Annotated in this window: 24 protein-coding genes; 10 read left to right on the forward strand and 14 right to left on the reverse strand. The window is 64.0% G+C overall.

What is annotated here, in order from left to right:
• The first annotated feature begins 58 nt into the window (after positions 1-58).
• The 5 genes from AU188_RS17265 (at position 59) to AU188_RS17285 (ending at position 5707) form a co-directional block, all read left to right on the forward strand.
• A complete protein-coding gene (locus AU188_RS17265) occupies positions 59-808 on the forward strand; it encodes a phosphoglyceromutase (RefSeq protein ID WP_059164909.1) in 750 nt (249 codons plus the stop codon).
• A 130-nt stretch (positions 809-938) separates the two neighbouring features.
• Complete coding sequence (locus AU188_RS17270; protein ID WP_059164910.1) at positions 939-2123, forward strand: sensor histidine kinase; 1185 nt, start codon at positions 939-941, stop codon at positions 2121-2123.
• Positions 2120-2806, forward strand: a complete 687-nt coding sequence (gene regX / locus AU188_RS17275) for a two-component sensory transduction protein RegX (RefSeq protein ID WP_059099169.1) — start codon at positions 2120-2122, stop codon at positions 2804-2806. Before AU188_RS17270 ends, regX begins: the two co-directional genes overlap by 4 nt.
• Positions 2807-2935: 129 nt before the next feature.
• Positions 2936-3892 carry an SAM-dependent methyltransferase gene (locus AU188_RS17280; RefSeq protein WP_059164911.1) on the forward strand — a complete coding sequence of 319 codons (957 nt, stop codon included), beginning with the start codon at positions 2936-2938 and terminating at the stop codon, positions 3890-3892.
• 9 nt (positions 3893-3901) lie between these two features.
• Complete coding sequence (locus AU188_RS17285) at positions 3902-5707, forward strand: SDR family oxidoreductase (RefSeq protein WP_059164912.1); 1806 nt, start codon at positions 3902-3904, stop codon at positions 5705-5707.
• 9 nt (positions 5708-5716) lie between these two features.
• Here AU188_RS17285 and AU188_RS17290 read toward each other — a convergent pair whose 3' ends face one another.
• From AU188_RS17290 to AU188_RS17360, 14 genes are all read right to left on the reverse strand, one after another.
• On the reverse strand, positions 5717-6493 hold the full coding sequence (locus AU188_RS17290; RefSeq protein ID WP_059164913.1) for a hypothetical protein: 777 nt from the start codon (positions 6491-6493) through the stop codon (positions 5717-5719).
• A 4-nt stretch (positions 6494-6497) separates the two neighbouring features.
• On the reverse strand, positions 6498-7232 hold the full coding sequence (locus tag AU188_RS17295; protein WP_082686677.1) for a PsbP-related protein: 735 nt from the start codon (positions 7230-7232) through the stop codon (positions 6498-6500).
• Positions 7233-7271: 39 nt separating this feature from the next.
• A complete protein-coding gene (locus AU188_RS17300; RefSeq protein ID WP_059164915.1) occupies positions 7272-8240 on the reverse strand; it encodes an MlaD family protein in 969 nt (322 codons plus the stop codon).
• Positions 8237-9280 (reverse strand): MlaD family protein, encoded by a 1044-nt coding sequence (locus AU188_RS17305; protein WP_059164916.1) that lies wholly within the window; start codon positions 9278-9280, stop codon positions 8237-8239. Before AU188_RS17305 ends, AU188_RS17300 begins: the two co-directional genes overlap by 4 nt.
• Positions 9277-10443, reverse strand: a complete 1167-nt coding sequence (locus AU188_RS17310; protein WP_059164917.1) for an MlaD family protein — start codon at positions 10441-10443, stop codon at positions 9277-9279. The genes AU188_RS17305 and AU188_RS17310 overlap by 4 nt, the downstream gene beginning before the upstream one ends.
• 1 nt (position 10444) lies before the next feature.
• Positions 10445-11458, reverse strand: coding sequence for an MlaD family protein (locus AU188_RS17315; protein ID WP_059165025.1), 1014 nt, complete (start codon positions 11456-11458; stop codon positions 10445-10447).
• Complete coding sequence (locus AU188_RS17320; protein WP_059099161.1) at positions 11455-12465, reverse strand: MlaD family protein; 1011 nt, start codon at positions 12463-12465, stop codon at positions 11455-11457. Before AU188_RS17320 ends, AU188_RS17315 begins: the two co-directional genes overlap by 4 nt.
• 2 nt (positions 12466-12467) lie before the next feature.
• Entirely contained in the window at positions 12468-13520 is a 1053-nt protein-coding gene (locus tag AU188_RS17325) for an MlaD family protein (protein WP_059164918.1), read from the reverse strand.
• A 3-nt stretch (positions 13521-13523) separates the two neighbouring features.
• Positions 13524-14390 (reverse strand): MlaE family ABC transporter permease, encoded by an 867-nt coding sequence (locus AU188_RS17330; RefSeq protein ID WP_059099159.1) that lies wholly within the window; start codon positions 14388-14390, stop codon positions 13524-13526.
• Positions 14390-15208 (reverse strand): MlaE family ABC transporter permease, encoded by an 819-nt coding sequence (locus AU188_RS17335; RefSeq protein WP_286137550.1) that lies wholly within the window; start codon positions 15206-15208, stop codon positions 14390-14392. Before AU188_RS17335 ends, AU188_RS17330 begins: the two co-directional genes overlap by 1 nt.
• A gap of 568 nt (positions 15209-15776) precedes the next feature.
• The gene (locus AU188_RS17345; protein ID WP_059164920.1) at positions 15777-17159 is read right to left on the reverse strand and encodes an ABC1 kinase family protein; all 1383 of its coding nucleotides are present in this window, start codon (positions 17157-17159) and stop codon (positions 15777-15779) included.
• A 77-nt stretch (positions 17160-17236) separates the two neighbouring features.
• Positions 17237-18205: a hypothetical protein gene (locus AU188_RS17350; protein ID WP_156426732.1), complete on the reverse strand. Its 969-nt coding sequence runs from the start codon at positions 18203-18205 to the stop codon at positions 17237-17239.
• Positions 18206-18211: 6 nt separating this feature from the next.
• Positions 18212-18427 carry a hypothetical protein gene (locus AU188_RS17355; protein ID WP_059164922.1) on the reverse strand — a complete coding sequence of 72 codons (216 nt, stop codon included), beginning with the start codon at positions 18425-18427 and terminating at the stop codon, positions 18212-18214.
• Positions 18424-19200, reverse strand: a complete 777-nt coding sequence (locus tag AU188_RS17360) for a class I SAM-dependent methyltransferase (protein WP_059164923.1) — start codon at positions 19198-19200, stop codon at positions 18424-18426. Before AU188_RS17360 ends, AU188_RS17355 begins: the two co-directional genes overlap by 4 nt.
• A gap of 186 nt (positions 19201-19386) precedes the next feature.
• On the opposite strand from AU188_RS17360, the gene AU188_RS17365 reads away from it, so the two are divergent.
• The 5 genes from AU188_RS17365 (at position 19387) to AU188_RS17385 (ending at position 26284) form a co-directional block, all read left to right on the forward strand.
• On the forward strand, positions 19387-19938 hold the full coding sequence (locus AU188_RS17365) for an SRPBCC family protein (RefSeq protein ID WP_156426733.1): 552 nt from the start codon (positions 19387-19389) through the stop codon (positions 19936-19938).
• Positions 19939-19967: 29 nt separating this feature from the next.
• On the forward strand, positions 19968-21584 hold the full coding sequence (locus AU188_RS17370) for a flavin-containing monooxygenase (RefSeq protein ID WP_059164925.1): 1617 nt from the start codon (positions 19968-19970) through the stop codon (positions 21582-21584).
• A 64-nt stretch (positions 21585-21648) separates the two neighbouring features.
• Complete coding sequence (locus AU188_RS17375) at positions 21649-22710, forward strand: alpha/beta hydrolase (RefSeq protein ID WP_082686679.1); 1062 nt, start codon at positions 21649-21651, stop codon at positions 22708-22710.
• Between the two features lie 9 nt (positions 22711-22719).
• Positions 22720-24297, forward strand: coding sequence for a flavin-containing monooxygenase (locus tag AU188_RS17380; RefSeq protein ID WP_059164926.1), 1578 nt, complete (start codon positions 22720-22722; stop codon positions 24295-24297).
• A 130-nt stretch (positions 24298-24427) separates the two neighbouring features.
• Positions 24428-26284, forward strand: coding sequence for a CocE/NonD family hydrolase (locus AU188_RS17385; protein ID WP_059165016.1), 1857 nt, complete (start codon positions 24428-24430; stop codon positions 26282-26284).
• Positions 26285-26290 lie beyond the last annotated feature (6 nt).

The following is a 26290-nucleotide window of genomic DNA, read 5'->3' on the forward strand; positions in this document are numbered from 1 at the left end:
ATTTCGTCGGTCTCGGTACGGGCAGAAGTCGATCCGTCTGCCGTGAGAAGATTTCGGCATGGGTGACTGCACGCTGATTCTGCTTCGCCACGGCGAGAGCGACTGGAACGAGAAGAACTTGTTCACCGGCTGGGTCGACGTCGACCTCACCGAGAAGGGTCGCGCCGAAGCAGTGCGGGCCGGTGAGCTGATCAAGGAGCTCGACCGGCAACCCGACGTGGTCTACACCTCGTTGCTGCGCCGCGCGATCACCACCGCCAACCTGGCCTTGGACAAGGCCGACCGGCACTGGATCCCCGTGCACCGCGACTGGCGGCTCAATGAGCGGCACTACGGCGCGCTGCAGGGGCTGAACAAGGCCGAGACCAAAGGCAAATACGGCGAAGAGCAGTTCATGGCGTGGCGGCGCAGCTATGACACCCCACCGCCGCCGATCGAGCCCGGCAGCACCTACAGCCAGGACGGCGACCCGCGCTACGCCGACGTGCCCGGCGGCCCGCCGCGTACCGAGTGCCTCAAGGACGTGGTCGAACGGTTCGTGCCGTACTACACCGAGACGATCGAACCGGACCTGCGGGCGGGTAAGACGGTGCTGATCGCCGCGCACGGCAATTCGCTGCGTGCGCTGGTCAAGTACCTCGACGGCATGTCCGACGAGGATGTCGTGGGGCTCAACATCCCGACCGGCATCCCGCTGCGCTACGACCTGGACTCCGATCTCAAGCCGACCGTCATCGGCGGCACCTACCTCGATCCCGAAGCCGCAGCCGCGGGCGCCGCCGCCGTCGCGTCCCAGGGCGCGAAATAGGGCGGATAGGGCGAACAACGGGTTAACAGACGAAGGCCGGGGCCCGAATTTCCTTCTTTCCTTGTGTGACTTGTCCCGATTCGGCCGCACGCTGCTGGGATGACGTTCACCGGGTGCGTACGATTTCCGCGTGAGTGTCGTTTCGGCACTGCTGCTCGCAGCGGTGGTCGCACTGCTCGCTCTGGTGACCGGTGTGGCCCTCGGAGCGGGGCTGGCGCCCCGCCTGAGGGAACGTCGGCAGCGTCGGGCCAGCGCGCAGGCCGGCATCACCGTCTCGCAGATGCTCTCCCACATCGCTTCGCGGTCACCCACGGGAATCGTGGTGGTCGACCACTTCCGTGACGTCGTGTACGCCAACGACCGAGCCCGGGAGCTGGGCCTGGTCCGAGACCGGCTGCTCGACGAGCGGGCCTGGCGCGCGGCTGAACGCACGCTGTCCACCGGCGAGCCCACCGAAGTCGACCTCGCGGGGAACAAGCGGGCCAACCCCGGCCGGTCCGGGCTCTCGGTGCGTGGCCACGTTCGGCTGCTGACCGAACAGGATCGCCGGTTCGCGGTCGTCTACGTCGACGACCAGTCCGAGCACGCCCGGATGGAAGCCACCCGCCGCGACTTCGTGGCCAACGTCAGCCACGAGCTCAAGACCCCGGTCGGCGCGATGGGCGTGCTGGCCGAGGCGCTGCTCGCGTCGGCCGACGACCCCGCGACCGTGCGCCGGTTCGCCGAGAAGATGGTCGCCGAGTCCAACCGGCTGGCCAACATGGTCGGCGAGTTGATCGAGCTGTCCCGTCTGCAGGGTGCCGAGGCCCTGCCGGCCCTGGACGCCGTCGACGTCGACACCGTGGTTGCCGAGGCGTTGTCCCGCCACAAGGTGCCCGCCGACAACGCCGACATCAGGATCACCACCGACGCGCCGACCGGTTTCCGCGCGCTGGGCGACCAGTCGCTGCTGGTGACCGCGATCGCGAACCTGGTGTCCAATGCGATCGCCTACTCGCCGCACGGGTCGTCGGTCTCGATCAGCCGCAGGCGGCGCGGAGACACCATCGAGATCGCGGTCACCGACCGCGGTATCGGCATCGCCCGAGAGGACCAGGAGCGGGTGTTCGAGCGATTCTTCCGCGTCGACAAGGCGCGCTCCCGGGCCACCGGCGGCACCGGGTTGGGGTTGGCGATCGTCAAGCATGTCGCGGCCAACCACAACGGAAGCATCCGGCTGTGGAGTCAGCCGGGTACGGGATCGACGTTCACACTGTCGATTCCGGCCTACCCCGATCATGAATCGGACGAACGAGAGGACCAGCGAGACCAATGACCAGTGTGCTGATCGTGGAGGACGAGGAGTCCTTGGCCGATCCCCTGGCCTTTCTGCTTCGCAAGGAGGGGTTCGAGGCCACCGTCGTCACCGACGGGCCGACCGCCCTCGCCGAGTTCGAACGCGCCGGCGCCGACATCGTGCTGCTCGACTTGATGCTGCCCGGTATGAGCGGGACGGACGTGTGTAAGCAATTACGTTCGCGCTCAAGTGTTCCGGTGATCATGGTGACCGCCCGCGACAGCGAGATAGACAAGGTGGTCGGACTGGAGCTCGGCGCCGACGACTATGTCACCAAGCCCTACTCGGCGCGCGAGCTCATCGCCCGTATCCGTGCGGTGCTGCGGCGCGGCGCCGACAACGACGACATCGGCCTCAGCGACAGCGTCCTAGAGGCCGGGCCCGTCCGGATGGACGTCGAGCGTCACGTGGTGTCGGTGAACGGGGAGCCGATCACGTTGCCGCTCAAGGAGTTCGATCTGCTCGAATATCTGATGCGCAACAGCGGCCGGGTGCTGACCCGCGGCCAGCTCATCGACCGGGTGTGGGGCGCCGACTACGTCGGCGACACCAAAACCCTTGATGTGCATGTCAAGAGGTTGCGGTCGAAGATCGAGGCGGACCCCGCGAACCCGGTGCACCTGGTCACCGTCCGCGGCCTCGGCTACAAGCTCGAGGGCTAGCCGCCCTCGGATTTCGGTGTAGTTGGCAGCGGTGAGCGCGACCAACTACACCGGATCTCGCGTGCGCAAAAGTGGATCTAGACGAGGGGTATCCGGTACCTCAGGTATCTAGTACTATCTGTATGGGTAATGCATGTTGGCCCGCTCGCAGATGGGAAACAGCACGTGACGACGATTCCGCGCAACACCCGGGATGAATCCCTCGGCGCTCGGCTCGGGCGATGGGCCGACGAATGGCGACAGATGGCGGCCGTTTCTTTGTCGTCGTCGGGCGGCCCGAAGGCCGGTCAGATCTACGACATCGTCGGCACTCAGAATCTGTACGGCGAGGAATCGCTGTTCATCAACTTCGGCTATTGGAAGAACGGTCCGGCGACCCTGGACGAAGCGAGTCGCGACTTGGCTCGGTTGCTCGCGCGCGACGCCAACTTCAACCCATCTGACACGATCGTGGACTGCGGCTGCGGTTACGGCGACCAAGACATGTTGTGGATCAACGAGTTCGGCCCCGAACACATCACCGGAGTAAACGTCGCTGCCGAACAGGTCGCAATCGCGACGCGGCGGGTGGCCGAAGCGGGGTTGGCGGACAGGATCGGCTACGTCAACGCCTCCGCGACCGATCTGCCGTTCGAGGACGAATCGAGCACCAAGGTGGTGGCGCTGGAATCCGCCTTCCACTTCCCGTCGCGAGTGGATTTCTTCGCCGAGGCGCTGCGGGTGCTACAGCCCGGCGGCCTTCTGGTGACGGCCGACATCGTGCCCACGCGCACACCACTGACAGCGCCGGCCCGCCGCGAGGTTGCGCGTCGCGGCTGGCGGGGTGCGCCCCGATGGGCGGTCGCGGCGGCGGCCGACCTTGCCGGGTATTGCGATCTCCTGCAGTGCATGGGTTTTGTGGATGTGCAGACACGACCCATCACCGATGACGTCTATGCCCCGCTGGGCAGGTTCCTGACGAAGAGATTGCGCGACGCCGACATGCGGCATGTGAACCCTGTCGTCCGTTATTCGTTCACGCCCTTGGGTTTTCGGCTGAGCGCACACTTCTCGGATTACATTGTGGCCGTGGCGGCCAAGGCATAGGGGATCGCGATGGAATCGGTATCGGATCTTGTGGGCGGTCACGAGAAAGAGGCCTCCGTGGGACCACGGGTCACCTACCGCGTGGTGCGCAACGGCGACATCGACATCGCCGTTTACGAGCAAGGCAATCGGGCCGGCGAGACAGTGCTGTTATTGCACGGATGGCCGGACTCGCACGACATGTGGAACTCCGTCACGCCACATCTGATCGATCGGTTCCACGTGGTGACCGTCGACAACCGCGGACATGGGCAGTCGTCGAACCCGAAGAGCTATCGAGAGTTCAAGCTGGCAGCCCTCGCCAGCGACTACCTCGCCGTCATCGATGCAGTCGGCGACGGCAAACCGGTCCACGTGCTCGCCCACGACTGGGGCAGCGTCGCGATGTGGGAGGCCGTGTGCGATCCGACCGCGCAGCACAAGATCGCCTCTTTCACGTCGGTTGCGGGCCCCAACGCCGCGCACCTGACGATGTGGGCGCGGCACCGACTGTCTCGGCCGACGCCAAAGAATGTCGCACATGTGCTAGCTCAGGTGGCTTCGCTTCTCTACATGGCGTACTTCGCATTGCCGCTCGTCCCGAATGCGTTCTTCCGGATGACAATGACCGCCGAGCGTTGGCGCACAGGGCTTTCCCGCGTCGAGGGGGCCGACGCAAACCAGATCTCGCTAGGCCCCACCTTCGACCGGGACATCGGCAACGGGTTGCGCATTTACCGGGCCAACATCTTGTCCGCCCTCAAACCGCGGGAGCAGTTCACCCAAGTTCCGGTGCAGGTGATCGTCGGGACGAATGATCCCGCAGTCCGCGCGGCCAGTTACTCCGACGAACTCAAGTGGGCTCCCGCGGTTTGGCAGCGGGTGGTGCGCGGCGGGCACTGGTTGCCGTTTTCGCACCCCGAGCTGTTGGCGACCGCGACGACCGAATTGATCGACGCGGTCTCCGGGCTGCCTCCGACGCGGGGGCTGCGCCGAGCCGAGATGGGCAGGAAGCGAAGGCCGTTCGATGACCAACTCGTGGTGATCACCGGTGCAGGCAGTGGCATCGGCCGAGAGACCGCCATTGCCTTCGCCCGCGACGGTGCCGAGGTCGTCGTCTCGGACGTCAACCTGGCATCGGCGAAGGAGACGGCCGCGCTGATCGGCGAGCTCGGCGCTGACGCCCACGCCTATCAACTGGACGTCTCCGACGAGGCGGCGGTCGTCGCTCATGCCGAGCAGGTAGTGGCCGCGCACGGAGTACCCGACGTGCTGGTCAACAACGCCGGCGTGGGCCAGGCCGGTCGGTTCTTGGCGACGACGTCCGACGAGTTCAAGCGCGTGCTCGACGTCAACCTGTATGGCGTTGTCAACGGCTGCCGCGCGTTCGGGCCGAAGATGGTCAGCCGCGGTCTCGGCGGGCACATCGTGAACCTGTCCAGCATGGCCGCCTACACACCGCAGCAGGGCTTCACCGCTTACTCGACCAGTAAGTCCGCGGTATTCATGTTCTCCGACTGCCTACGCGCCGAGTTGGCGTCCGCAGGTATCGGCGTCAGCGCGATTTGCCCAGGCATCGTGCACACCAACATCGTTCGCAGTTCAGTGGTGTCGGGCCTCTCCGAGCCGGAGGCCGAAAAGAAGCTTGCGACGGTCGATCGCGCGTATCGACTCCGCCGCTACGGTCCCGACAAGGTCGCCAAACAGATCGTCGCGGCGGTGCGCAAGAACAAGTCCGTCGTCCCGGTGACGCCCGAAGCGCGGCTACAGTACCTGGCGCACAGGCTGGCCCCGGGTATCGGTCGGATCGCCGCCAGGAAGGTCGCCCTAGGGTAGTGACGTGTGCTACTGCGGGCGCCAAGGGGCGGCCGAAACCCGTTGCGCGTCCGGCCATATCGCCATCGCTGCCGGTGACGCGCAGAAGACGTCCTGGGCTCTCTCGATGTCCATACGGATCATGCCCAGACCCTCTTGTTGGTGCGTACGGCAGCTCACCGTGCGCACCTCCCCGGTGTGGAGGTCGATGTCCTCGGCCTGAAGGGTCAACGTGACCGCGACGGTGAACCCGGCGCCGGTAGGCACGTAGAAGGTGAGATCGCGGCTGGTCAATGCGCCCCAATTGGTGACGACGTAGCCGTCGCCGCTGGGGTAGACGGCTTGCCCCTCCATCTGAGTTCGTTCGAAATACGCCCGGTCCCCCTCTGCGCGCCACACGGAAAACCGGGTGTTCGAGCCACTGTTGTACGACCGGCGAGCGATGGGCACTATAATTTCCTCGCGGCCGTCGCCGTCGAGATCCTCCAGGCCGACCGGCGCCGGGTCGGAGGGCTCGGTGACCTCGTTGATGGTCTGAGTGACGGTGCCGGACCCGTCGGTGACCTCGATCTTCACCGCCAACGGTGGCGCCGAGGGGCCGCCGGTACTCCAGTAGGTCACGTCGAACGCCAAACCCCTCCGATCCGTGGAAATGAGCCGGCAGTCCTCGTGCCCCATCGGTTCGGCGGGGTTGATCATCGTCTTGTGGTGAGCGCAACGAGGCAAGGTGTCGTCCGCGCTAACCGGCGGGCAGCAGACGATCACCGCCGCGGTTACCGCCGTCGTTCCGACCAGCGCGCGAAACATCGTGCTACCGCGGGGGAGTCGGTCGGCCGGGAGTCGGGCCGGGCTCAGCTGGAGGACCCGGTTGACTGGGCAGCACCTGATCGGCGTTGGCGGCCTTGCTCCCGGTCTTGGGGCCGATGTCGGAAACCTGCCACGTGTCACCCGCCTTGTTGACGGTGATCTGCAAGAGAACTATCGACACCCGAGGCTCCGGATTCTGCAAATTCCTGGTGGTCTGGCTGGCCGACACCACCACTTGGTAGACATCCCCGGGCTGTGGGGTCACCTCCGTCGCCAGCACTTCACCGGTCGAGGTGACCTGCGCCTGAAGCATCACGCCCTTCAGCAAGTCTTCGGCATTGATGTACTTGTCCTTCAGCGCGTCGGACACGCCCTCCTCGACCGATCGGAAGAACGCGTCGGGGTCTTTGAACGAATACGTCAACGATTTGAGCGCGTAGTCCTTCGCCAGCTGTGCGGCGGCCGCGCGGTTGGCCTCTTCCTGACGCATCGCCGAGAGCTGGTCCGCGGCGTTCTTGTACTGGAGATAACCGAACACACCGACGCCGATGAGAACGATGAGCAACACAGCGGCAACCCATTGCCAGGGATTCCGGCGGGAGGACGCCGGCTTGTGACCTTCGTCGACGGGCGCGGGCTTCTCGGCGACCTTGTCTACCTTGTCGTGCGTCTCCTTGGCGGTGCTCTCCTCCTCGACCGTGGCGCCTTCGTCGACGTCGTCTTCGGAGCTGTCTGCCATGTCCGCCTCACTCGTTGTTCTGATTGTCATGATGCCCCCTTACGGCTGTGGCCATTCTGGAACGAGAAGTTGAAGACGCATGGCGCCTTCGTCGTTGAACGTGGACTTCCAGAAGTCGAGCCAATGTCCGGCGTCGATTTCGACATCGCGGATGGGTGCCGTCGCCGGTTCGAGAACGGTGGCGAAGGTACTCAAGGGCCCGGCGAGCAGTTCGATGTATTGGCTGATCTTGTCGACGAGGGATTCGATGGCTCCGTCGTCGCCGAACATGTCGGTGCCCAGCTGCGACAGGCTGTCGAATTCGCGGATCAGACGGACGAATTCGGGAACCGCGCTGGGCAGGATATGGCCGGTCTCGGAGAAGACCGCGCCCACCTTCAGGTCGCCCATCCCGGTGGTAAGTGTGGACAGGTTGCCGAAGAGCGTGTTGAGCAGTTGCTTGTTCTCCTGCACCATTCGGGCGTAGAGACCTGCCGTCGTCGCCAACGAATCGAGGGTCTCGTCGTTGCCGGTGATCGCCTCCGCGAGATTGGTCACCACGGTGCGCAAGTCCTCATGATTCAGCGCCGAGAACAACGCGTTACCGCGGGCGAGGATGTCGCTCACCGTGACGGCGCTTGTCACCCGGTCGGCAGGTATCACCGCACCGTCCGACAAGTAGGGCGGCGCAATGACTTCCGGTTTGAAGTCGATGTACTGTTCACCGGCCACGGAGAGGGCTTCGACGCTGATCGGGCTGTCGACGGGGACCGGATGTTCGCTGTCGAGATCAATAGCCACCGCCAAACCGGCAGGGGTGGCCTGGATGCCGGTGACCCGTCCGACCTTGATGCCGCGCATCGTGACATCGGATGTCGAGAGCAGGCCGCCGGAAGCTTCGAGCATCAACTGTATCCGGGTGACCTGCTTCGTCGGACCCATATCGAGCACCCCGAGGGACATGTAGCCGGCGCCGATCAACGTGATGATTGCGAGGATCACCAGCGTCGCTCCTGCGTTGAACTTCATGGCGCGAGTAGCCCCATCGTCTGCATCCTGGTGATCACCTCGTCGGCGCGGGCCGCCGGATCCAGGCCGATCGACCCGTCCGGATTGTGCAGTCCGGTCACGGTGTAACGCGGCCCGCCCTTACGGAAGAAGCCGATGAGCTTGTCGCGGATGAGGTCGACCGTCTTGTCCATGATCGTCGGAATCGTGGTGTCGGCAGTGGCGACCGTGCCGATGAAAGGTGTTGCATGCGAGATCACCTGAAGTATCTCGGCGGTGTTCGGATCGATTGCCGGAGAGATGTTGCGGGCCAGCTTGCCTGCGTCTATCACAAGCTGCACGATGTTCAGCGTGACGCTGCCGAGTCCGATGAGCTTGTCGGGGCCTTCGGTAACGAGTCGGTCGAAGGTGTGGGTATTTTCCACCAAGCTGTTGCTGATGTTCCTGGCGCTTGCCAGGATCTCGTTGATGGTGTCCCGATTTGCCGCGAGGTCGTTCAGCGTTCCCGCAACCTTCTGCTGAACTTCGGTGATCTCGGCGGGGTCGCTCGGGAAGGCGTTGTTGAGCTTGATCACCGTGTCCTGCAAGGTGTTCAGTCCGCCACCGGACGCGAGGTCGGACACGGACCGCAGGACATCCTCGACGTTGTCAGCGGGGGCGGTGTTGCTCAACGGGATCGCGTCGCCATCGTGAAGCGTGGTCGGCGATGGATGGTCCGGTGTCAGCAGCGCGATGTAGATGTCTCCGAGCACCGTCGCTTGGCGCAGTTCAGCGCGGGTGTTCTGAGGCAGCCGGACATCCGATGAGATGTCGACGCTGGCCACCGCGGTGCTGCCGTCAAGCGCCACGTGATCGAGCACGCCGACCTGCACTCCGCCCGAATCCACCTTCGCCTTCGCAGGCAGATTCAGCACGCTGGAGAACTCAATCTTGATCCGGTACGCGTCACCCGGCACGTACGAGCCCGGCACGGGCAGGTCGGTCGGATCGAGTGAGCACGCGGGTGTCAGCGCCAGAGCCAGCGCGGTGATCACCGGGACACAAAGGCGTGCGGCGGTCATCCGAGGGCTCCGCCCAGGATGAGGTTGGTGAGACCGAGAGTGACGGGGTCCGACGCCGTCCCGGGTGCGCATGCGGAATTGGCTCCCGGTGTGTTGCGGGCCCGCAGTTCGGTGCAGATGGCGCTTGCCTGAGTCGGTGAGATCGCGACGCGCGGTGGGTAATACGTGACGTTGTGGGTGCCCCATGTGGGCTCGTAGATGTCGGAAAGCCAATTGGTGAACTGCGGAAGCGAGTTGAGGAACCCGAGTATGTGAGGGGTGTAGGCGTTGAGGAGGTCAGTGACCCAGGGGATTAGCTTGTCTGAGATGTTGTGGTAGACCCGCGGAGCGAACCGGTCGAGGGTGTCCTTCAATATCGGGAGCAGATGCACGAGCCTGCTCAACGCCGTTGCGAAGTGGTCGGAGAGGTTCTCTATCAACAGGGCCGTATCAGGCAGTGTCTTGATCACGACCGCGAATGTGTCCCAGTGCCGCAGCCAACCCGAGGTGAAGATCTCGCTGTTCTCCAGCAACTGCCGGTAGTCGGCGTCGGCCTTGTAGGGATCACCGACCATCGCGACGAGATTCTGCAGCGTCTGCTTGATGGTGACACCTGTGCCGTCCAAGGATCGGCTGGCCGCGGCCAGGCTGTCGTTGATCGCGGCCACGCCAGGCGCGCTGAACGGATCTTGGCCTGCCTCGCGGCCCAGGATGGCATCGGCGAGATCGCCGATCGCTGCGAAGGATTCGCTGATCCCGATCGGGGTCTTCGTGGACTTGATCGCAATACATTGCGGCCCGGTGAACTTGGGTCCACCGGCGTAGGGCTTGGTCAGCTCGACGTGGCGGTCGGTCACGATCGAGTCGCCGTAGGTGACTGCCCCGACGTCGGCGGGCAGGTCGAGATCCTTGCGGACGGTGAAGTCGACCCGGACGTGGTCGGGCTCGTTGGTGATCGCCGTGACCTCGCCGACTTCAATCCCGAGCAATTGCACCTTGTTGCCGGTGTACAGACCCGCCGCGTCGGTGAACTCGGCGCACATCGCACGGACGCCATCGATCTTCGGCAGCAACGTCTTCGCGCCGACGACCGCGGCGGCGACCACCGTCAACACGATCGCGGTGGTCGCAACGCCCACGAACTTGGCACGGAACCTGTCGCGGAGAAAGTGTAGGGGCCTCATCTCAGCACTGCCTGGTGATGTTGGGAATGCACACGTCCTCGCCAGGCATGAGCCGGTCGCTCTCGTCGATCACGACGCCGTTGCCGCTGAGCATCGGAACCACGATCCGCAGAATCTGGCCCAGGCCGTCGGCGGCTTCGCCGATCCGTTCGGGATGGCTGAACAGCGTGTCGAAAATGTCGTCGATGCCGTGGGCCACCGGCGCGACCTCATCGTGGTAGAACACCATCAACCGGTCGACGAGGCGCGCGAGTTCGGATAGCAGGCTGAAGAATTCGACGATCTCTACGGACTTCGTGGTGAGTCGGGCGCCCACGAGCGCGAACTGCTGCGCCATGACGACCAGTTGTTGTCGGCCGGCGACGAAAGCGCTGGAGTACTCGTTGAGGAAGTCGAGTCCGCGGTGGTAATCCGCGGTGACCTGGCTCAGCGACGTCGTCAGGGTGTTCGCGGTCTGGAGGACATCCCGCAACGCGTCGGGGTACTTGTTCGCCGCGTTGGCGACCTCGCTGAACGTGTCGTGGATGACGTCACCGTCGACCTCCTGAATCAGGGGTGTCGCCTCCTGGATGATGTCGTTGATCTCGAACGGGGTCGCCGTCTGTTGCGGAGGAATCACCTTGTCGCCCAACGGATGAATACCCTTGGGGTCGAGCGCCACGTAATGCCCGCCCAGCGGAGTGAGTAGCTTGACCTCCAGCGTGGAGTCCGAGCCGATCACGAGTGACTTCGTCACTTCGAAGGTCATCTTGACCACGGTGCCGTCCAGACCGATTGAGGTGACCTTGCCGACGGGTATTCCCGCGATGCGGATCTCGTCGCCGGGCCGCGCCCCACCCGAGCTTTCAAAGTGCGCGGTATAGCTGCGCTGCCCGAGGGGGTTGACATAGAGCGCACCGGCTGCGACCAGCGACACCGCGATGAGGAGGCTGCCGATGACACCGATCCGACGGCTGCGGGCGCCGGCGGCGTGCTCGTCGAGCAGGGCGGGGCGGTTGCGGCGGAAGAGCCTCATCGGCACACCACCAGGTTTTGTTCGGCGAAGGAGACGATGCCGATGCCTGGCAAGGTCACCTCGCCGTTGGAACACGTGAAACGCGGTACAGCGGGCCTGTCTTCGATGAGTTGGTTGCGCAGGCCCTGAATCAGGGACGGCACCAGCGACAGCCCGGCGATGATGGTCGGCGTCTGGGGGAACATCCGAGCGGTCAGGTCGTAGAACGGGACGGTCATACCGTCGAACGTGCGCTCGGTGTATTGCAGAATCTGGATCACGTTGCGCAGTGTCGGCACCGCTTCGTCGATGCCTTGACGGAATCCCTCGGCCTTGGCCGTCAGTCGGATCAGAACACCGTTGAGCGTCGTGATCAGGTCGAACAGTTGCTTCGATTTGCCGCCGAGGTCGACCGAGATTTCTCCGAGATTGCGGATCAGGGTGATGAAGACCGCTTGGCGATCGGCGGCGAATTTGGAGACCTCATCGAGGTCGCGCAGTACGGGCCCGATACCGGATTCGTCGCCTTGGATGAGCCGCAGCAGGTTCTCACCGAGCTGGTTGAACTCTGCCGGGTCCAAGGTACGGAAGATGGGCCGAAAACCGTTGAACAGCTTGGCCACATCGAACGACGGGATTGTCGAGCCGATCGGGATGGTGGAGCCCGCCGGTAGCAGGGCGCCCGGGGCATCGGGTTGGGCCAGTTCCAGATACCGCTGCCCGACGAGGTTCTGGTAGCGGACGGCAGCTACGGTCTCGCTGTACACGGGTTGACTGGCCACCACAGTGAACTCCACGTCGGCGTTGCGGCCGTTCAGTCGGATGGTCTTGACCTTGCCGACCTGGACGCCGGAGATCCGGACGTCGTCGCCGACGTAGAGGCCGGATACGTCGCTGAATGTCGCGGTGTAGGTGGACTCCGCGCCCTCGACGGGGTTGCGCAGCGCGGTGACGACGATGAGCGCGCACACCAAGGCGATCGCGGCAAACACTGTCAACGCGAGCGCGGATCGTGCGGTCTTGTTCACCGTCAGCCCCCCGGCGCCACAGGTGTCGGTGGTGCTGGCTGCTCGGCGGGCAGGGCAGCGGCCAGGCCGGGCATCGCGTCCAGGAGCACATCGATGCGCAGCCGGACCTTGCCGTCGATGATGGGGAAAGCTGCACTGGTCCGGTCGATCAGCCCCGATAGGCGATCGTAGGCCGGTGCCAGGCTGCCCAGCGCGTAGGTGGTAGGTGCGGCGACGTTGACGATGCCGTTGGCCATCGGTACGACCCAGTGATTGTTCTTGTTGAACAGATCGGCGACGAAGTTCAACAGGCCACTGACCTGAACGAGGATCGTGTTCGTCCGGTCGGTGCCCCCCGGCTGGACAAGGAACGTCAACTCGTCCAGGAGCTGGTTCAGCAGCCCGGCGAGCGGAACCAAGTCGTTGACGCCGTTGACGAACGACGCGATGACCGACAGCGACTGTGAGATCGGTACGGTCTGTGCGTCGACGAGGATCTTGGCGGTGTCGAAAACGGACCGAGCGGAAGGTTCGACGAGGTCGGCGTGCTTGCGCAGCGTCTCGATGATCCGGTCGACCGCGGGTGAATCCAGCACCGATGTGAGCTTGGTCCCCTCGCGCAGCAGCCCGGTGATCGACGAGGACCGCGCGTTGTCGCCGATCATCAAGGTCCGACCGGGTGCGAGCCGACCACCGCGTCCGCTACTCACGAGTTCGACTGCGGCCGTGCCGAATACGTTCGATGAGGTGAATTGGGCTCCGGTATCCGATTTCAACGCGGCGGCCTGTCGTGGGTCGAGCACGAGGGTCAGCTTCTGCCTGTTGTAGCCGATCGCCTCCAGCTTCTTCACCGAACCGATTGTGAGGCCCCGGAATTTCACCTCTGCGCCGGGCGTGAGGCCCTCACCGATCGAGTTGGCGACAACGGTGAGGTTGAACGCGGGCTCGTACTTCCCAGAGGCGAGCTGGACCAGCAGCGTGGTGGCCACGGCCAGGGCGGCGAACACGACCAGGCCCCGCAGCCGCAGTTTCGTTGGGCTGGCTGCTCGTCCGGACTCGTCGTGGAAGATCGGCATGGGCTACCCCGAGATCCGAACGCCAGGGTCGCGCCCCCAGAAGATGAGGGTGAGGATCATGTCGAGAATGACGATGGAGATGAGGCTGGCGCGGATGGCACGGCCCGACGAGGCGCCGACGCCTTCCGGCCCACCGGTGGCGTAGTAGCCCTGATACCCGTGAATGGCGATGATGACGGTGACGAAGATGATGGCCTTGAGGACCGAGAACAAGACGTCCGACGGTTGAATGAATGAGTTGAAGTAGTGGTAATAGGTGCCCGACGACTGGCCGTGCAGGACGTTGACCACCAGTGCGCAGGACAGGTAGCTGAGCAAGAGCGTGACCACGTAAAGCGGAACGATGGTGATGAAGCCCGCAATGACGCGGGTTGTCACCACAAACGGAATCGACCGGATGCCTTGGGCTTCCAACGCATCGATCTCCTCAGAGATCCGCATCGAGCCGATCTCGGCGGTCATCCGGCACCCCGCCTGCGCGGCGAATCCGATCGCGGCGATCATCGGTGCCATTTCGCGGGTGTTGGCGTAGGCGGAGACGAAGCCCGTCAACGGGCCCATGCCGACCATGTCGAGCGCGGCGAACCCTTCGATGCCGACCGAAGCCCCGATCGCGACACCCATGAACACCAGCACACCGATCGTGCCGCCGCCGACGATGATCGAGCCGTTGCCCCACGTCATGTCGACAAGCAGTGCGCCGGTTTGGCGACGATAGTTCTTCAGCGTCCTCGGCACGGCGCCAAGGACGAGGCCGAGGAACGTGGCCTGATGGCCGAGTCGTTCGGCCAGCGACATCGTCCCGCCCCCGATTCGCAGGGGTAGGCGGGCCGCCGCCCCGAAGGGAAGGAATTTCGACGGGGTGGCCATCAGCCCACCCTCGTCGGCAGGATCATGGTCACCAGCTGCGTGATGACCAGGTTCATCACGAAGACGGCGACGACGCCGACGACCACGGCGGCGTTGACCGCATCGGCCACTCCGCGAGCTCCGCCTCTGGTCTCGAGCCCCCGCTGACACGCGACGAGGATCGTCACCGCGCCGAAGATCCAGGTCTTGATCAGCGCGACCACGACATCGGCCACGTTGGCGAATGCGGCGAATGATGCCAGATAGCTTCCGGGCGTTCCTGATTGGAACGCGACGTTGATGAAGTAGCCGGCGCCAAGACCCATGAAGATGATGAAGACACACAGGAACGGCGCCACGAGCAGTATTGCGGCCAACCGCGGCGTGATCAGCCGGCGAACCGGGTCGATACCCATCACCCGCAACGCGTCGACCTCGTCGCGGATGGTGCGCGCGCCGAGGTCGGTGGTCACCGCCGAGCCCGCAGCACCGCCCAGCAGCAGTGCCGCGACGATCGGCGCGCCCTGGCGGATCACGCCCAGACCTCCGGCGGCGCCCGAGATGGCGGTCGCACCGACTTGCTGGATGATGCTCCCGACCTGAACGGCGACGATGACGCCGAACGGGATCGACACCAGGAGTGCGGGTATCGCCGTGACGCTGACAATGAACCAGGCCTGACCGATGGTCTCGCGCCACGGGTGGCGCAATCGGATCAGGTCGGTGATGAGGTAATAGAAGGCCTGCGCGCCGAGTTCGAGAAAGCGCCCCAGAGTCTTGAGCGACTTGTCGATCTGGCTCGTCCCGTAACGCACTGGCGTGGCCAAAGCCGTCGACAGTTGGCGGCCGACCTTAGGGCCGCCGTCCTCGCCACTCGCATCGACGTCGGTTGACTCGGCGGAAGGCGGTGGCGCGACGTCGATCTGCGTCACGTGCTCACCCCCTCGTTCACATGCCCCGTCAACCGGTCCCCGTCGACGACGATGACAGCTGCCACGCTTGCTCGCAGAGTGTCGAAGATGTCTACGTGCCCCTGGCTTTTCCGGATAGCCTCGCTATCTAGAATCCGGCGATCAGTGTGCTCGGTCACAATCGGCTCGGTCAAGGGATTCCGGAGCACTCTCAGGAATTCAGCCGGCGGATCCGCTCCAATCCACCGGTCCTGGGCGCGCCTCCCGCTAGGAAAAGCGCTCGTTTTCCTGGACAGATGCCGGCCTGGCGGGTTGGCGGCGCTGCGCCGTCCGTGGTGCGAGTCTGCACTCCGGTGCGGGTGGGAAATCGGCGGTCGGCAGTCCATGAGATTCTGAATAATACAACTATCCAAATAGCAACGCTACCGAAATTGTCGGAAAGATCCGCGGACATTCATGTTTGCTGTCGGTGACGTCAATAGAGCGCGCGACAGGCTTACTCCTTGCCGGGGCGGTTCTCCCAGTCGGCGATCGCCCGCCCGATGTCGGTCGCCGGCGGGTCGTCGTAGATCCACTCGCGCGCGATGCGATGCCAGTTGTTGGTCGCGACGAGCTGACCGAGGGCGCCGAAGGTGAAGAAGTCGGCTCGTCGCGAGAAGATGTGCTCCGGCGGCAGCAACTGTCGCTTGATGCCGGTGAAGTGGTCGGACCCCCGTGGGTCGATCGCGACTACCAGCGCTCCGGTGGCCAACTCGGGCGTCACCGTGATCTCGTCGTCGACGAGGTGCCACTCACCGGCCGCCCACAGATAGTCGAGGCACTCCTGTGGGGTGATGTCCGCATCGGCGTCGACGATGCCCCGGCCGATCAGCAGGTGATAGATGTCGTTGGCTCGTCCTTCCACCGCGGCGCGCAGGAGTACGCGCTCGAAGTCGACGTTGGTGGGGTCCATCCGATTGAAGAGCCCGAAGTCGATGAACACGACCTTTCCGTCGGCCGTCTGCATGACGTTTCCCGGGTGTGGATCGCCGCAGAACTCGTTGTGCTGGAACAGCGAACCGATGTAGAAGCGGTAAAGCAGCTCGCCCACGTCGTTGCGTTCCTCGGCGGGAAGTTTTCGCAGATCCTCGAACGATGTCCCGTCGACGTACTCGGTGATCAGGACGCGTTCTCTGCTGAATTCGAGAACACTGTCGGGGATATGGATGAGCGGATGGCCGCGATACTTCTGGGCGACGTAGTGCTGGGTGCGGGCCTCTTGGAGGTAATCCAGCTCGTTCACCAGATTTCGCGAGATCTCTTCGAGGAAGCCGTTGGCGCCCAACGTCGGCCACACTGTCTTGCCGATTTTGGCGAACAGCGCGAGGTTTCGCATATCGGCCTTGATGGCCGTGTCAATGCCGGGGTACTGCACTTTGACCGCGACGTCGCGGCCATCGCGCAGCTTGGCACGATAGACCTGTCCGACGGACGCGGCGGCGATGGCCTCGTCGTTGAAATCGGCGAATATCCGCCTCAGCGGGCCGATATCCGTCTCGATGACTTTCCGCATCGATGCGAACGGGACGATCGGCGCGTGATCACGGAGCGCGGCGAGCTTCTCGCGAAACCGCTCGCGATGCGATTCAGGGACCAGATCGAGATCGAGGACTGACAGCATCTGGCCCAGCTTCATCGCTGCGCCCTTCATGCCACCGAGCACGGTGACCAATTGATCCGCCGACTCAATTGTCGCCCGCTCGGCGAGAATGCTCTTGGCTCGTTGGGAGCGGCCGATCATCGACAGCCGCGTGCCCGCGCTTCGCACCGCCTGTTCGGCGGCGAGTCGCCCGAGCTTTCCGCCTCGGGATATTCGGGCCTTGGGGACGGCACCAGTCACGGCACCCGCTTCCGTCGGAGTCGTCGGACGGCCTCTTTGCCGCCTGTGACGATCTTGGGGGGCCGATGACCGTGGTGTCAATCGACGACCTTCACCGGTTCCCGCACAGCTTCGAGGGCGTGTTCGATTCGCTTCCACGTCTTTCGACGATCGGCTGTGTCCGCCGCATCGCTGAAACGCCCTGCGAAGGATTCGTCTTCAAGGATCGGCGCGGACGCGAGGTTGCGCAGCCCGTCATCGGTGAGGACGGCGGCCAGGTCGAGCAGTTCGGCCAGTGCGCCTTCCCCCTCGGCGATGCTGACCAATCGTGACACGGCCTCGATGTCGGGATTGCCAAGGAATTCTTCGACGGCGGGAGAAGCGAGTTCGGGCTGGATGCGGGCCAGCACCGAGAGCATCGTCAGGGCGAACTGCGTCGAACCGGCTCTCGCTGCCTTCGTCATCCGGACGAGTCGGGTGGGACCAGCCACGCGCACAATGGCATTGAGCACATCCGTGTCCCATACCAGCGCGCCCGTCCGGACCAACCCCTCGTCATCGTCGATGGCCTTCTCGAAGTCGACGATGTGCTGTTCGGTGGCATACTCGACGAACCGCGATGCCGTGAGGTACTCGCGACGACGGAGCAACTCCTTCGCGGCGGGAATCAGGAGCCGCGACGGTAACTTGGGCGCGAAGTGGGGGATGATCCGCGGGTCGACGTAGGGGGCGGCGTCGGCCAGGTATGCCGGCTTCATCCCGGACAGCACACCGACAGCCCGGTCTTCGTGTGCCAAACCGAGGGCCCCACCGGCGCGGCCGGCGACTTCCGGAGGTACGGCCTTGTGAGCGACGGCAATGACGACGGCATTTGGAACAAGTGGCGCCAGCTTGCTCACCCGTGCGAAAACTGAAGCCAGCGAGTCGAAAAGCGCATCGGACATCGCACACCTCAAGGCGCGGACGCCGTCGGCTCCGAGGTGCTCCAGGCTGGCCAACGCCGCGGGGTCAGCCTCCAGTAGATCTGCAAGAAGCGCGATTTGTGCTCGAGTCACCAAGTCGGCCACGATGTCTCACTTCCCGAACAGAATCTTGCGGGCTGCGGGGCGGATGAGTCGAGGAAGACCGTTGAGAACATCGTCGAGGGAGCGATCCGAGCTCTTCTGAAGTTTCGCCTTCGCACTTCGCAGCATGCCCAGCAGCAACACTGACTCCTCGGGCGACAGCTTGGACAGCACGTCGTGAGGCTCCTTCAGCTCCGCCAGCAGCGGATTGCGTTCGGGATTCATACTTGCTCCGCCTTCGTGGCGACCACGAACTGCGCCAGCCCTTCGACGTGCTGGTGAATGTCGATCAGACCCGCTCCGCGCAAGAACCCGGTGACCTCGTCGCGACCGAACATCCGCACGCCGCTGGCCCTTTGCATCACCTTGCCTCGTCGCGAGGTGCTGACACCGCCGGGCGCGAGGCTCGTGAGGATCACCATGCGCCCGCCCGGCTTGAGGACCCGGGCCAATTCCCTGATCGCCTGGAACGGCTCATTGATGAGGTATAGGGCCGCCAAGCACGTCGTCGCGTCCGCGACACCGTCGGCAAACGGCAGGTTCTCGGCATCGCCACGCAGGTACGCGACGCCGGGACCGGCGTTGTCGGCCACTGCGCGGCGCAACATCTGGTGTGAGGCGTCCACTCCGACGGCGAGGCCGTCCGGGAACACCTGAGCGCCGAACCAACCCGTGAAGTTCCCCGGCCCACAGCCGATGTCGAGGACAGTGCAGCCCGGACGAAGACGCAGCCAGTCGGCGACCCGGGTGCGGTCCTTGTCCCGGCCGGGCGACTTCAATCCGCCGGCGACTTTCAGGCCGACCGGACGAAGGAGTTGGTAGCCCGCCGAATAGACATTCGTCCGCATCAGTCGCTGGATGAGTCTGTCTGCCGGGGGAGCGGCCTCTCCGAGCACGTCGCAGTAGCCGTCGCCAGTGATCTCGACCCGGCCACATCGATCAGGATCGAGAAGCCCGACGGCGCGGGAGGTTGCGGTGGGACTTGTCGTGAGAGACATCAGCGGTCAACTTCCGTCGTCATCGAACGCGGGCAGGCCTTCTAGATAATAGGACTATGTGGATAGTGAAGCAATATTGCACCATAAACACACAGCTCAGACGGTTCAACCAGCATTGACATAGGGTCAATATCCGAATAAGGTCGATATCTGCCGCAGTCGTCGAGTGAAAGCAGAAAAGTGTCCATGGCTCCAACCGGCATCCTTCATCGTCAGTGGACCGCCGTGCCCGTCGATGATTCGACGTTCGACACCGCGCCACTGGTGTTCTCCACTGAGTTCACGTTCGACGCGCCGCCCAAGGACGTATGGGACGTCCTTGATGGCGATGCAGCCTGGGAATGGCTGCCTTTCCCGGGGACAGGGGTCCGCTACCCGTCACCGGAACGTGGCGTCGGGATCGTTCGCGAGATGGGCAGCGTGTATGACCCGTTTCGAGTGCTGTGGGTAGAGCGCGAGCAGTTCTGGCGCTACGAGCCGCTCAAGAGAATCACTTTCGGTGTGGTGAGCGGGAACTGGATGCAGTTCGCCCTGGTTCGTCAGTACGCCGAGGATGTGACTTTTCACGAGACGGCTGACGGTGGCACCCATGTCGTCTGGACGGTTGCGATCAACCCGCGCGCTCCCTTTCGGTTCGTCAAGTACGTCAAGCCGGTCTGGCGCACTGCATACCGCATCGGGTTCGGACCCGGAATGCGCAAGCGGCTGGCTGCCCGCTCCTCCATCGCTGCCGCCTAATCCGCCGAATCTCCAGGAGAAATCAAGGCATGTCGCAGGCAACAACCGAATCAGCCGCTGTCACCGAAATTTTCGAGCAGCCGCAATATGAGACCGTCGTCATCGGGGCCGGCCTCGGCGGCATCTGTGCGGGAATCAAGCTTCAGGAAATCGGTGTTCAGAACTTCCTGATCGTCGACCGGGTAGGCGGCATGGGCGGAACGTGGTACACACACCACTATCCAGATGCGGGATGTGACATACCGTCGACCACATACCAGTTCTCGTTTGCACGCAAGCCCGACTGGGACCGCTTCTTCGCCAAGAGAGACCAGATACTGGAGTACCTGGAGGATCTGGCCACGGAGCACGGCCTGCCCGCCAAGATGCGATTCAACACCAATGTCGTCAAGGAAATGTGGGACGACGACTGCCACTTGTGGCGTTTGCATGTCGACACAGGCGAGACGATCACCGCGCGCTTCGTCATCAGTGCGGTCGGTGCCTACATCAACCCGAAGACGAGGCCCGACATCGCCGGTCTGGATTCCTTCGAAGGGCAACGGATATATCCCGCCGACTGGAACCACGACTACGATTTCGCCGGCAAACGGGTGGCTATCATCGGTGTCGGCGCGACCACGATGCAGATCGCTCCGCAGCTGGCACCGAAGGCCGCGCAGCTCGACCTCTACCAGCGCACCACGCAGCTCTACATGCCGAAGCCGGACTTTGTGCTTCGGCCGTGGATGCAGCGGTTTCTCGCGATGCCCGGCGGATCGTTCGTCGTGAACCTGTTGGCCCAGGCGATCATCGACGGGTTGCTCCGCATTGCCGTTTATACACCCGCTCCGGTATGGCGAAGGGCTGCGGTTGGCGTCGACTACCTCGGTCACAAGCTCTACCGCGGTTGGCTACGGATCAACGTGAAGGACCCTGAGACGCGCAAGAAGCTGACGCCGAATTTCGGGGTCGTATGCGTGCGCGGCGGTCTGGCCGGCAGCTACCTGACGAACCTCAACCGCGACAACGTCGACCTGATCACCACGCCGATCGAGGAGATCACCCCGGACGGCATCCGCACCGCCGACGGCACGGAGCGCAAGATCGACGCGTTGGTGCTCGCGACAGGCTACGAAGTGTTCTCCGACCCGGAGAGTTATCGTCCCGGAACCGTGATCGGGCGCAACGCATTCGACCTGGGGCACTCATACAACACCGACGGCATGAAGGCGTACTACAGCACCTCGGTATCGGGCGTGCCCAATCGGTTCATCATGGTCGGGCCGTACTCCTGGACGGGCACCGCATTCCACTACTTCGTGGAGAACGCCATGCGGCACATCTCGACCGTGATCGCCGAGACACGGCGGAGGGGCGCGACAGTCGCGGAAGTGCGCCCCGAGGCACAAGACCGTTTCCATGAAGACATGCTCAGAAGCGGGCGGAACCTGAGCTTCTATTTGGGCAACAGATGCGCAGGCTCGAACACGTACTTCGTCAACTCGCAGGGCGAGTCGCCGTACATCCGGCCATGGCCGTTGCTCAAGACATATCGCAAGGCCACCCGATTCGATCGTGACGATTACGAGTACCGGACCGTCGCGTCGTCTGCTGGCAAACGTGCTGTACCGCAGCTGCCGGAAGAGGTGAGTATTCCGTCGTGAGTGAATGCACCAGTGACCGTTTGACCGTCAGCTCGACGGATCGTGGGAATCATGGGACTTCGGCATGACCGCATCGACGACACGACGAGTCGACGTCGGCAGCGGCGCCGTCCGCGTCGAGTTCGGCAGCAAGCCCGGCTTGCGACTGCGCGCGCTCCACGCGCTTTCCCGTGCGACGTTGCGACCGGCGCTCGATGGACTTGCAACTTTGGCTGTGCACGGACCGCTACGCGGGAAACCGGCGTTTCGGATCTCCAATGCCGCAGAACTTGCGACGATTCCGTTGCGTCCATCGCGGGGAACGCGCATGCGACGGGTGTCGTTTCCTGACTTTCGAGCCGAATGGGTATGGCATCGAGACCACCCGTCGCCGGACGATCCCGCCGCGGGTGCGATTCTCTACTTCCACGGCGGGGCGTTCGTTGGCGGCGGATTACACAGCCACCGCCGGCTGGTGGGTCGCATCGCCCGTGACAGCGGTGTGCCGGTGTTCAACGTCGACTACCGACAGTTGCCCAAGGCCGGGATCATCGAAGCGTACGCAGACGGCTTGCAGGCGTACGCGCATCTCCTCGCTCAGGGGCTCGCTGCCGACAAGATCGTCCTGGCCGGCGACTCGGCCGGTGGCGGCATCGCCTTCGCGATCGCCTTGGCGGTCCGCGACGAAGGTCTTCCGATGCCCGGTGGCATCGCGGCGATCTCACCGTGGGCCAACTTGGATCCAGAACCCCACCTTCAACATCCGAACAACCGGCGCGACGCCATGCTCTCCGCCAAGATCCTCGCCATGTCCGCGGTGAGCGGTCTGGCCAACGGCGGAGAGCTCGACCCGGCGTGGTCGCCGGTGAACCACGACTTCACCGGTCTACCACCGGTACTCATCCAGATGGGTTCCGAGGAGGTACTGCTCCCCGACGCTGAACTTCTCGCGCTCAGGTGTTCCGAAGCCGGCGTACCCTACACACTGCAGATCTGGGAAAAGGCCATCCACGTCTTCCATGCGGCGGCCGACATCATCCCCGAAGCGCGCGAGGCCCTTGCGGACGTCGTGCAGTTTGTTTGCGAAGTCGTCTCACCGACCGCCGTTGCTCCGGCACCATTGACAACGATCCGTTCGGCTAGGTAGGGAAACGTCATGTCCGACGCCGCAGTGCATGCTGAACCCCAGTACGAGGTGCTCGTCGTCGGAGCCGGCTTCGGCGGCATCGCAACCGGGGTGGCGCTTCGCCGCGTCGGCGTCGAGAACTTCGTACTCATCGACAAGTGGGACACCGTCGGCGGCACCTGGAACGCCAACACCTATCCCGGCGTTGCGGTGGACGTTCCATCGCCGATCTACAACTTCTCCTTTCAGCAGCGGTCGCGATGGTCGCGGTTCTTCGCACCGGGAGCCGAAATCCAGCGCTACGCCGAGGAAGTCGTCGACAAGCAAGGTCTCCGAGACAAACTGCGGTTGGGCTGCGGCGCGACGGACGCCAGATTCGACGACTCCGCCGACATGTGGCGGGTCACGACTGACGCAGGGGACGTGATCACGGCGCGATACCTGGTGAGCGCGGTAGGAGTCCTGGAGCAGCCTAAGCTGCCGCCAATCGATGGCATCGAGAACTACGCAGGCAAGATGATGCACACCGCGCGGTGGGATCACACCTACGACTTCAGCGGTAAACGAGTTGCCGTGATCGGCACAGGTGCGACTGCCCTGCAGGCGATTCCGGAACTCGCCAAGCACGTCGAGCAACTCACGGTCTACCAGCGCACGGCGATCTGGGTCGCCCCAAAGCCGGACTTCCCGATGGGAACCGGTTGGAACCGGGTGCTTGACGTCCGGCCCGTGCAGAGCGGGGTTCGGTTGATCGGCAATGTGGCCGTCAACGCCTTCCTAGGACTCGCATTTGCGCTTTCGGACTACCCGCGCGTGACATCGGCCGTGCTGGGGCTGGGTGAGAAACTCATCAAGGGCTACCTGTTCACGCAGGTACGTGATCGCGAGCTGCGCCGCAAGCTGATACCGAGCTATCGACTGGGGTGCAAGCGGCCCTCGGTGTCGAACTCGTACTTCAAGACGTTCACCCTGCCGCATGTCGAGTTGGTGACGACTCCCATCGAGAGCTTTACAGAGAACGGCATCGTCACTGCCGACGGTGAACGACGGGAGTTCGACATGGTCGTTGCCGCAACGGGGTTCAAGGTCATGGACAAGGGCGCTACTCCGCCGTACCCGATCTACGGGTCAGGGGGTGAGGAGTTGGGCAAGTTCTGGGACGAGAACCTCTTCCAATCCTACGAAGGTGTCTCCGTTCCGGGGTATCCCAACGTGTTCCACATCTTCGGCCCCTACGGATACGCGCCCGGCTCGGTCATCCCGCTCATCGAAGCCACGTCCACCCACGCCGCGCGCGTGATCGCCGAAGCCCGTCGCCGCGGCGCGACCCGCGCCGAGATCCGCAGAGAACCACACGACGAGTACTTCCAGAAGATGTTCGCCCGCAACAACAACACGTATCTTTTCGATCTGGGGTGCGCGGAATCCAAGACGTACTACATCAACTATCAGGGCCATGCTCCGGCTCTACGTGCGACGACACAGTTCAACATGTACTGGAGCAATCGGCACTTCCCGCTCGATCACTACCGGTACACGGCGTCTCGGTCCGTGGCCGGGGGGATGGCATCCACCGTAGCGGTGCCGCAGCGGGCGGCACGACGGTGATCAACTCGACTCGAAAGGAGCGGCAGTGACCATTTCGCAACAGGTTTCATTCGGCGAGCCACTGCGACCGGGTTTGGTTGGTCTACCGCCGAACGCTCGATTCTCTCTCGGTCCGCAACGGTACCCAAAGGTGCGCGTCGACCGCGGGGTGGGAATCCGGATGTCGGACGGCGTGATTCTTTCTGCTGACATCACGCGTCCTGCCTATCGGCGTGGTGTGGCCGTCGACGAGCCGCTGCCGGTGGTCGTCTCTTTGACCCCCTACAACAAGACGCTGTTGACGCGGTCCGCACCGCTCATCGGTCTGCTCGGGCACTTCGGGCCCGCCGTCTACCGTCTGGTCCCTAGTTCACGACACGGCCGGGCCGGCGGCCGGGAAGTGCTGCGGACGCTCGGCGGCGGAGCGTTGGAAGCAGTCAGCGCCAACCGCACGCTCATCTCCCGCGGCTTTGTTCACGTCGCAGTGGATGTGCGGGGCACCGGGACCTCGACAGGGCGGTTGGAGGCCTTCTCCGAACGCGAACAACAGGACGCTCAGGAAGTGCTTTCCTGGGTTCGAGCACAACCGTGGTGCGACGGCGACCTCGCCATGACGGGCATTTCGTATCTGGCAATCACCGCTTTGCACGCCGCGGGTCGTCGGCCCGAAGGACTCAAGGCCGTCTTCGCGATGATGGGATCTGCCGATCTCACGAAAGATCTGATGCTCACCGGCGGTGTGCAGTCGATGTTCACCATCGGCTGGCTTGCCGCGGTGAATGCAGTGAAGTGGCTGCCATCGGTGCCGGCGCTCGTGCGTACCGGCGCGCTCCGAAGCTATGTGCGCGACCGGATGGCCAGTCCTGGAACCAGATTCGGTGACGTCACTCGGTCGATCCTGTCCGATGATCATGTCGAGCACTGGTACCACGAAGACAGCGTGATGCGCTGTCCACGAATCGAAGACATCACCGCGGCGACGTGGCTTCAGGCGGGCTGGCACGACGTATTCGTCCATTCGGCGACCACGTTGTTCGAACGCATGCAGCTGGCGCCCGGGGCGGGCCAACTCGTCGTCGAGGACACCTATCACATCGCGCCGGGGACGGGTTTCGGCGCTGCCGACTACCCGCAACGGCTCGATGAGCTCCAGTGCGCATTCTTCGAACGTTGGGTGAAGGGGTTCGACAACGGTATTGATGCCTACGGACCGATCACCATCCGTCAGCAGGGGGCGGGCTGGGTCTCTCGCGCCGAGTTCCCAGCACCACGCGCCACCGTGCACTCCTGGTATCTGTCGGCAAAAAATACTGGGAGCGCCGACCATTCGGCCTACGATGGCTCGCTGAGCGCCAGCCCCGACAAGGCGACGACCGAGGTGCGCCTTCCGCGCAGGCGGCCGGGCATCGCGTCCCAAACCACGAGTTGGGGACTGATGGGGTTGACCGCCGTGCTCGGCAGCAAGTGGGCGGTCGACGACCGTGGCCACGAAAAGGGCGCAGTGACCTTCACCAGTGACCCACTCCCCGAAGACATGCTGATCTCAGGTCCGATCAACCTGCATCTTCGGGTCCGTACCCTCGGCATCGACGCGTTCTGGCTCGCCACCGTCTGCGACGTGGCGCCGGACGGTGTGTCGTCGGTGATCGCGCGCGGTGCGTTGCGCTCGAGCCGTCGTGCGATCGACGAGGATTCCAGTCTGCGCGTCGGTGGCGAACTGCTTGCCGCACGTCATCCGCTCACTGCCGAAGCGGTGCTTCCGGTGCAGCCCGGGATACCGCACGAGTTGGACATCGACATCAACCCGACCGAAGCGGTTCTGCGAGCCGGCCACCGCCTACGTGTCGCGGTTGCGCGCACGAGCTGGCCGCGGTTCTACCTCACGCCGCGGGTCGCGTGGAAGATGCGCCGCGCGCAAGAGATAGTGCTCGATCCGGGTCAGCCGAGTCGACTGGTGCTCATGGCGGCGCCGGCGGATTCCAATGCCGCTACTGATCTCTCGGCCTGAATCAGG

The sequence above is a fragment of the Mycobacterium sp. IS-3022 genome (genome assembly GCF_001500065.1).
Lineage (GTDB): Bacteria > Actinomycetota > Actinomycetes > Mycobacteriales > Mycobacteriaceae > Mycobacterium.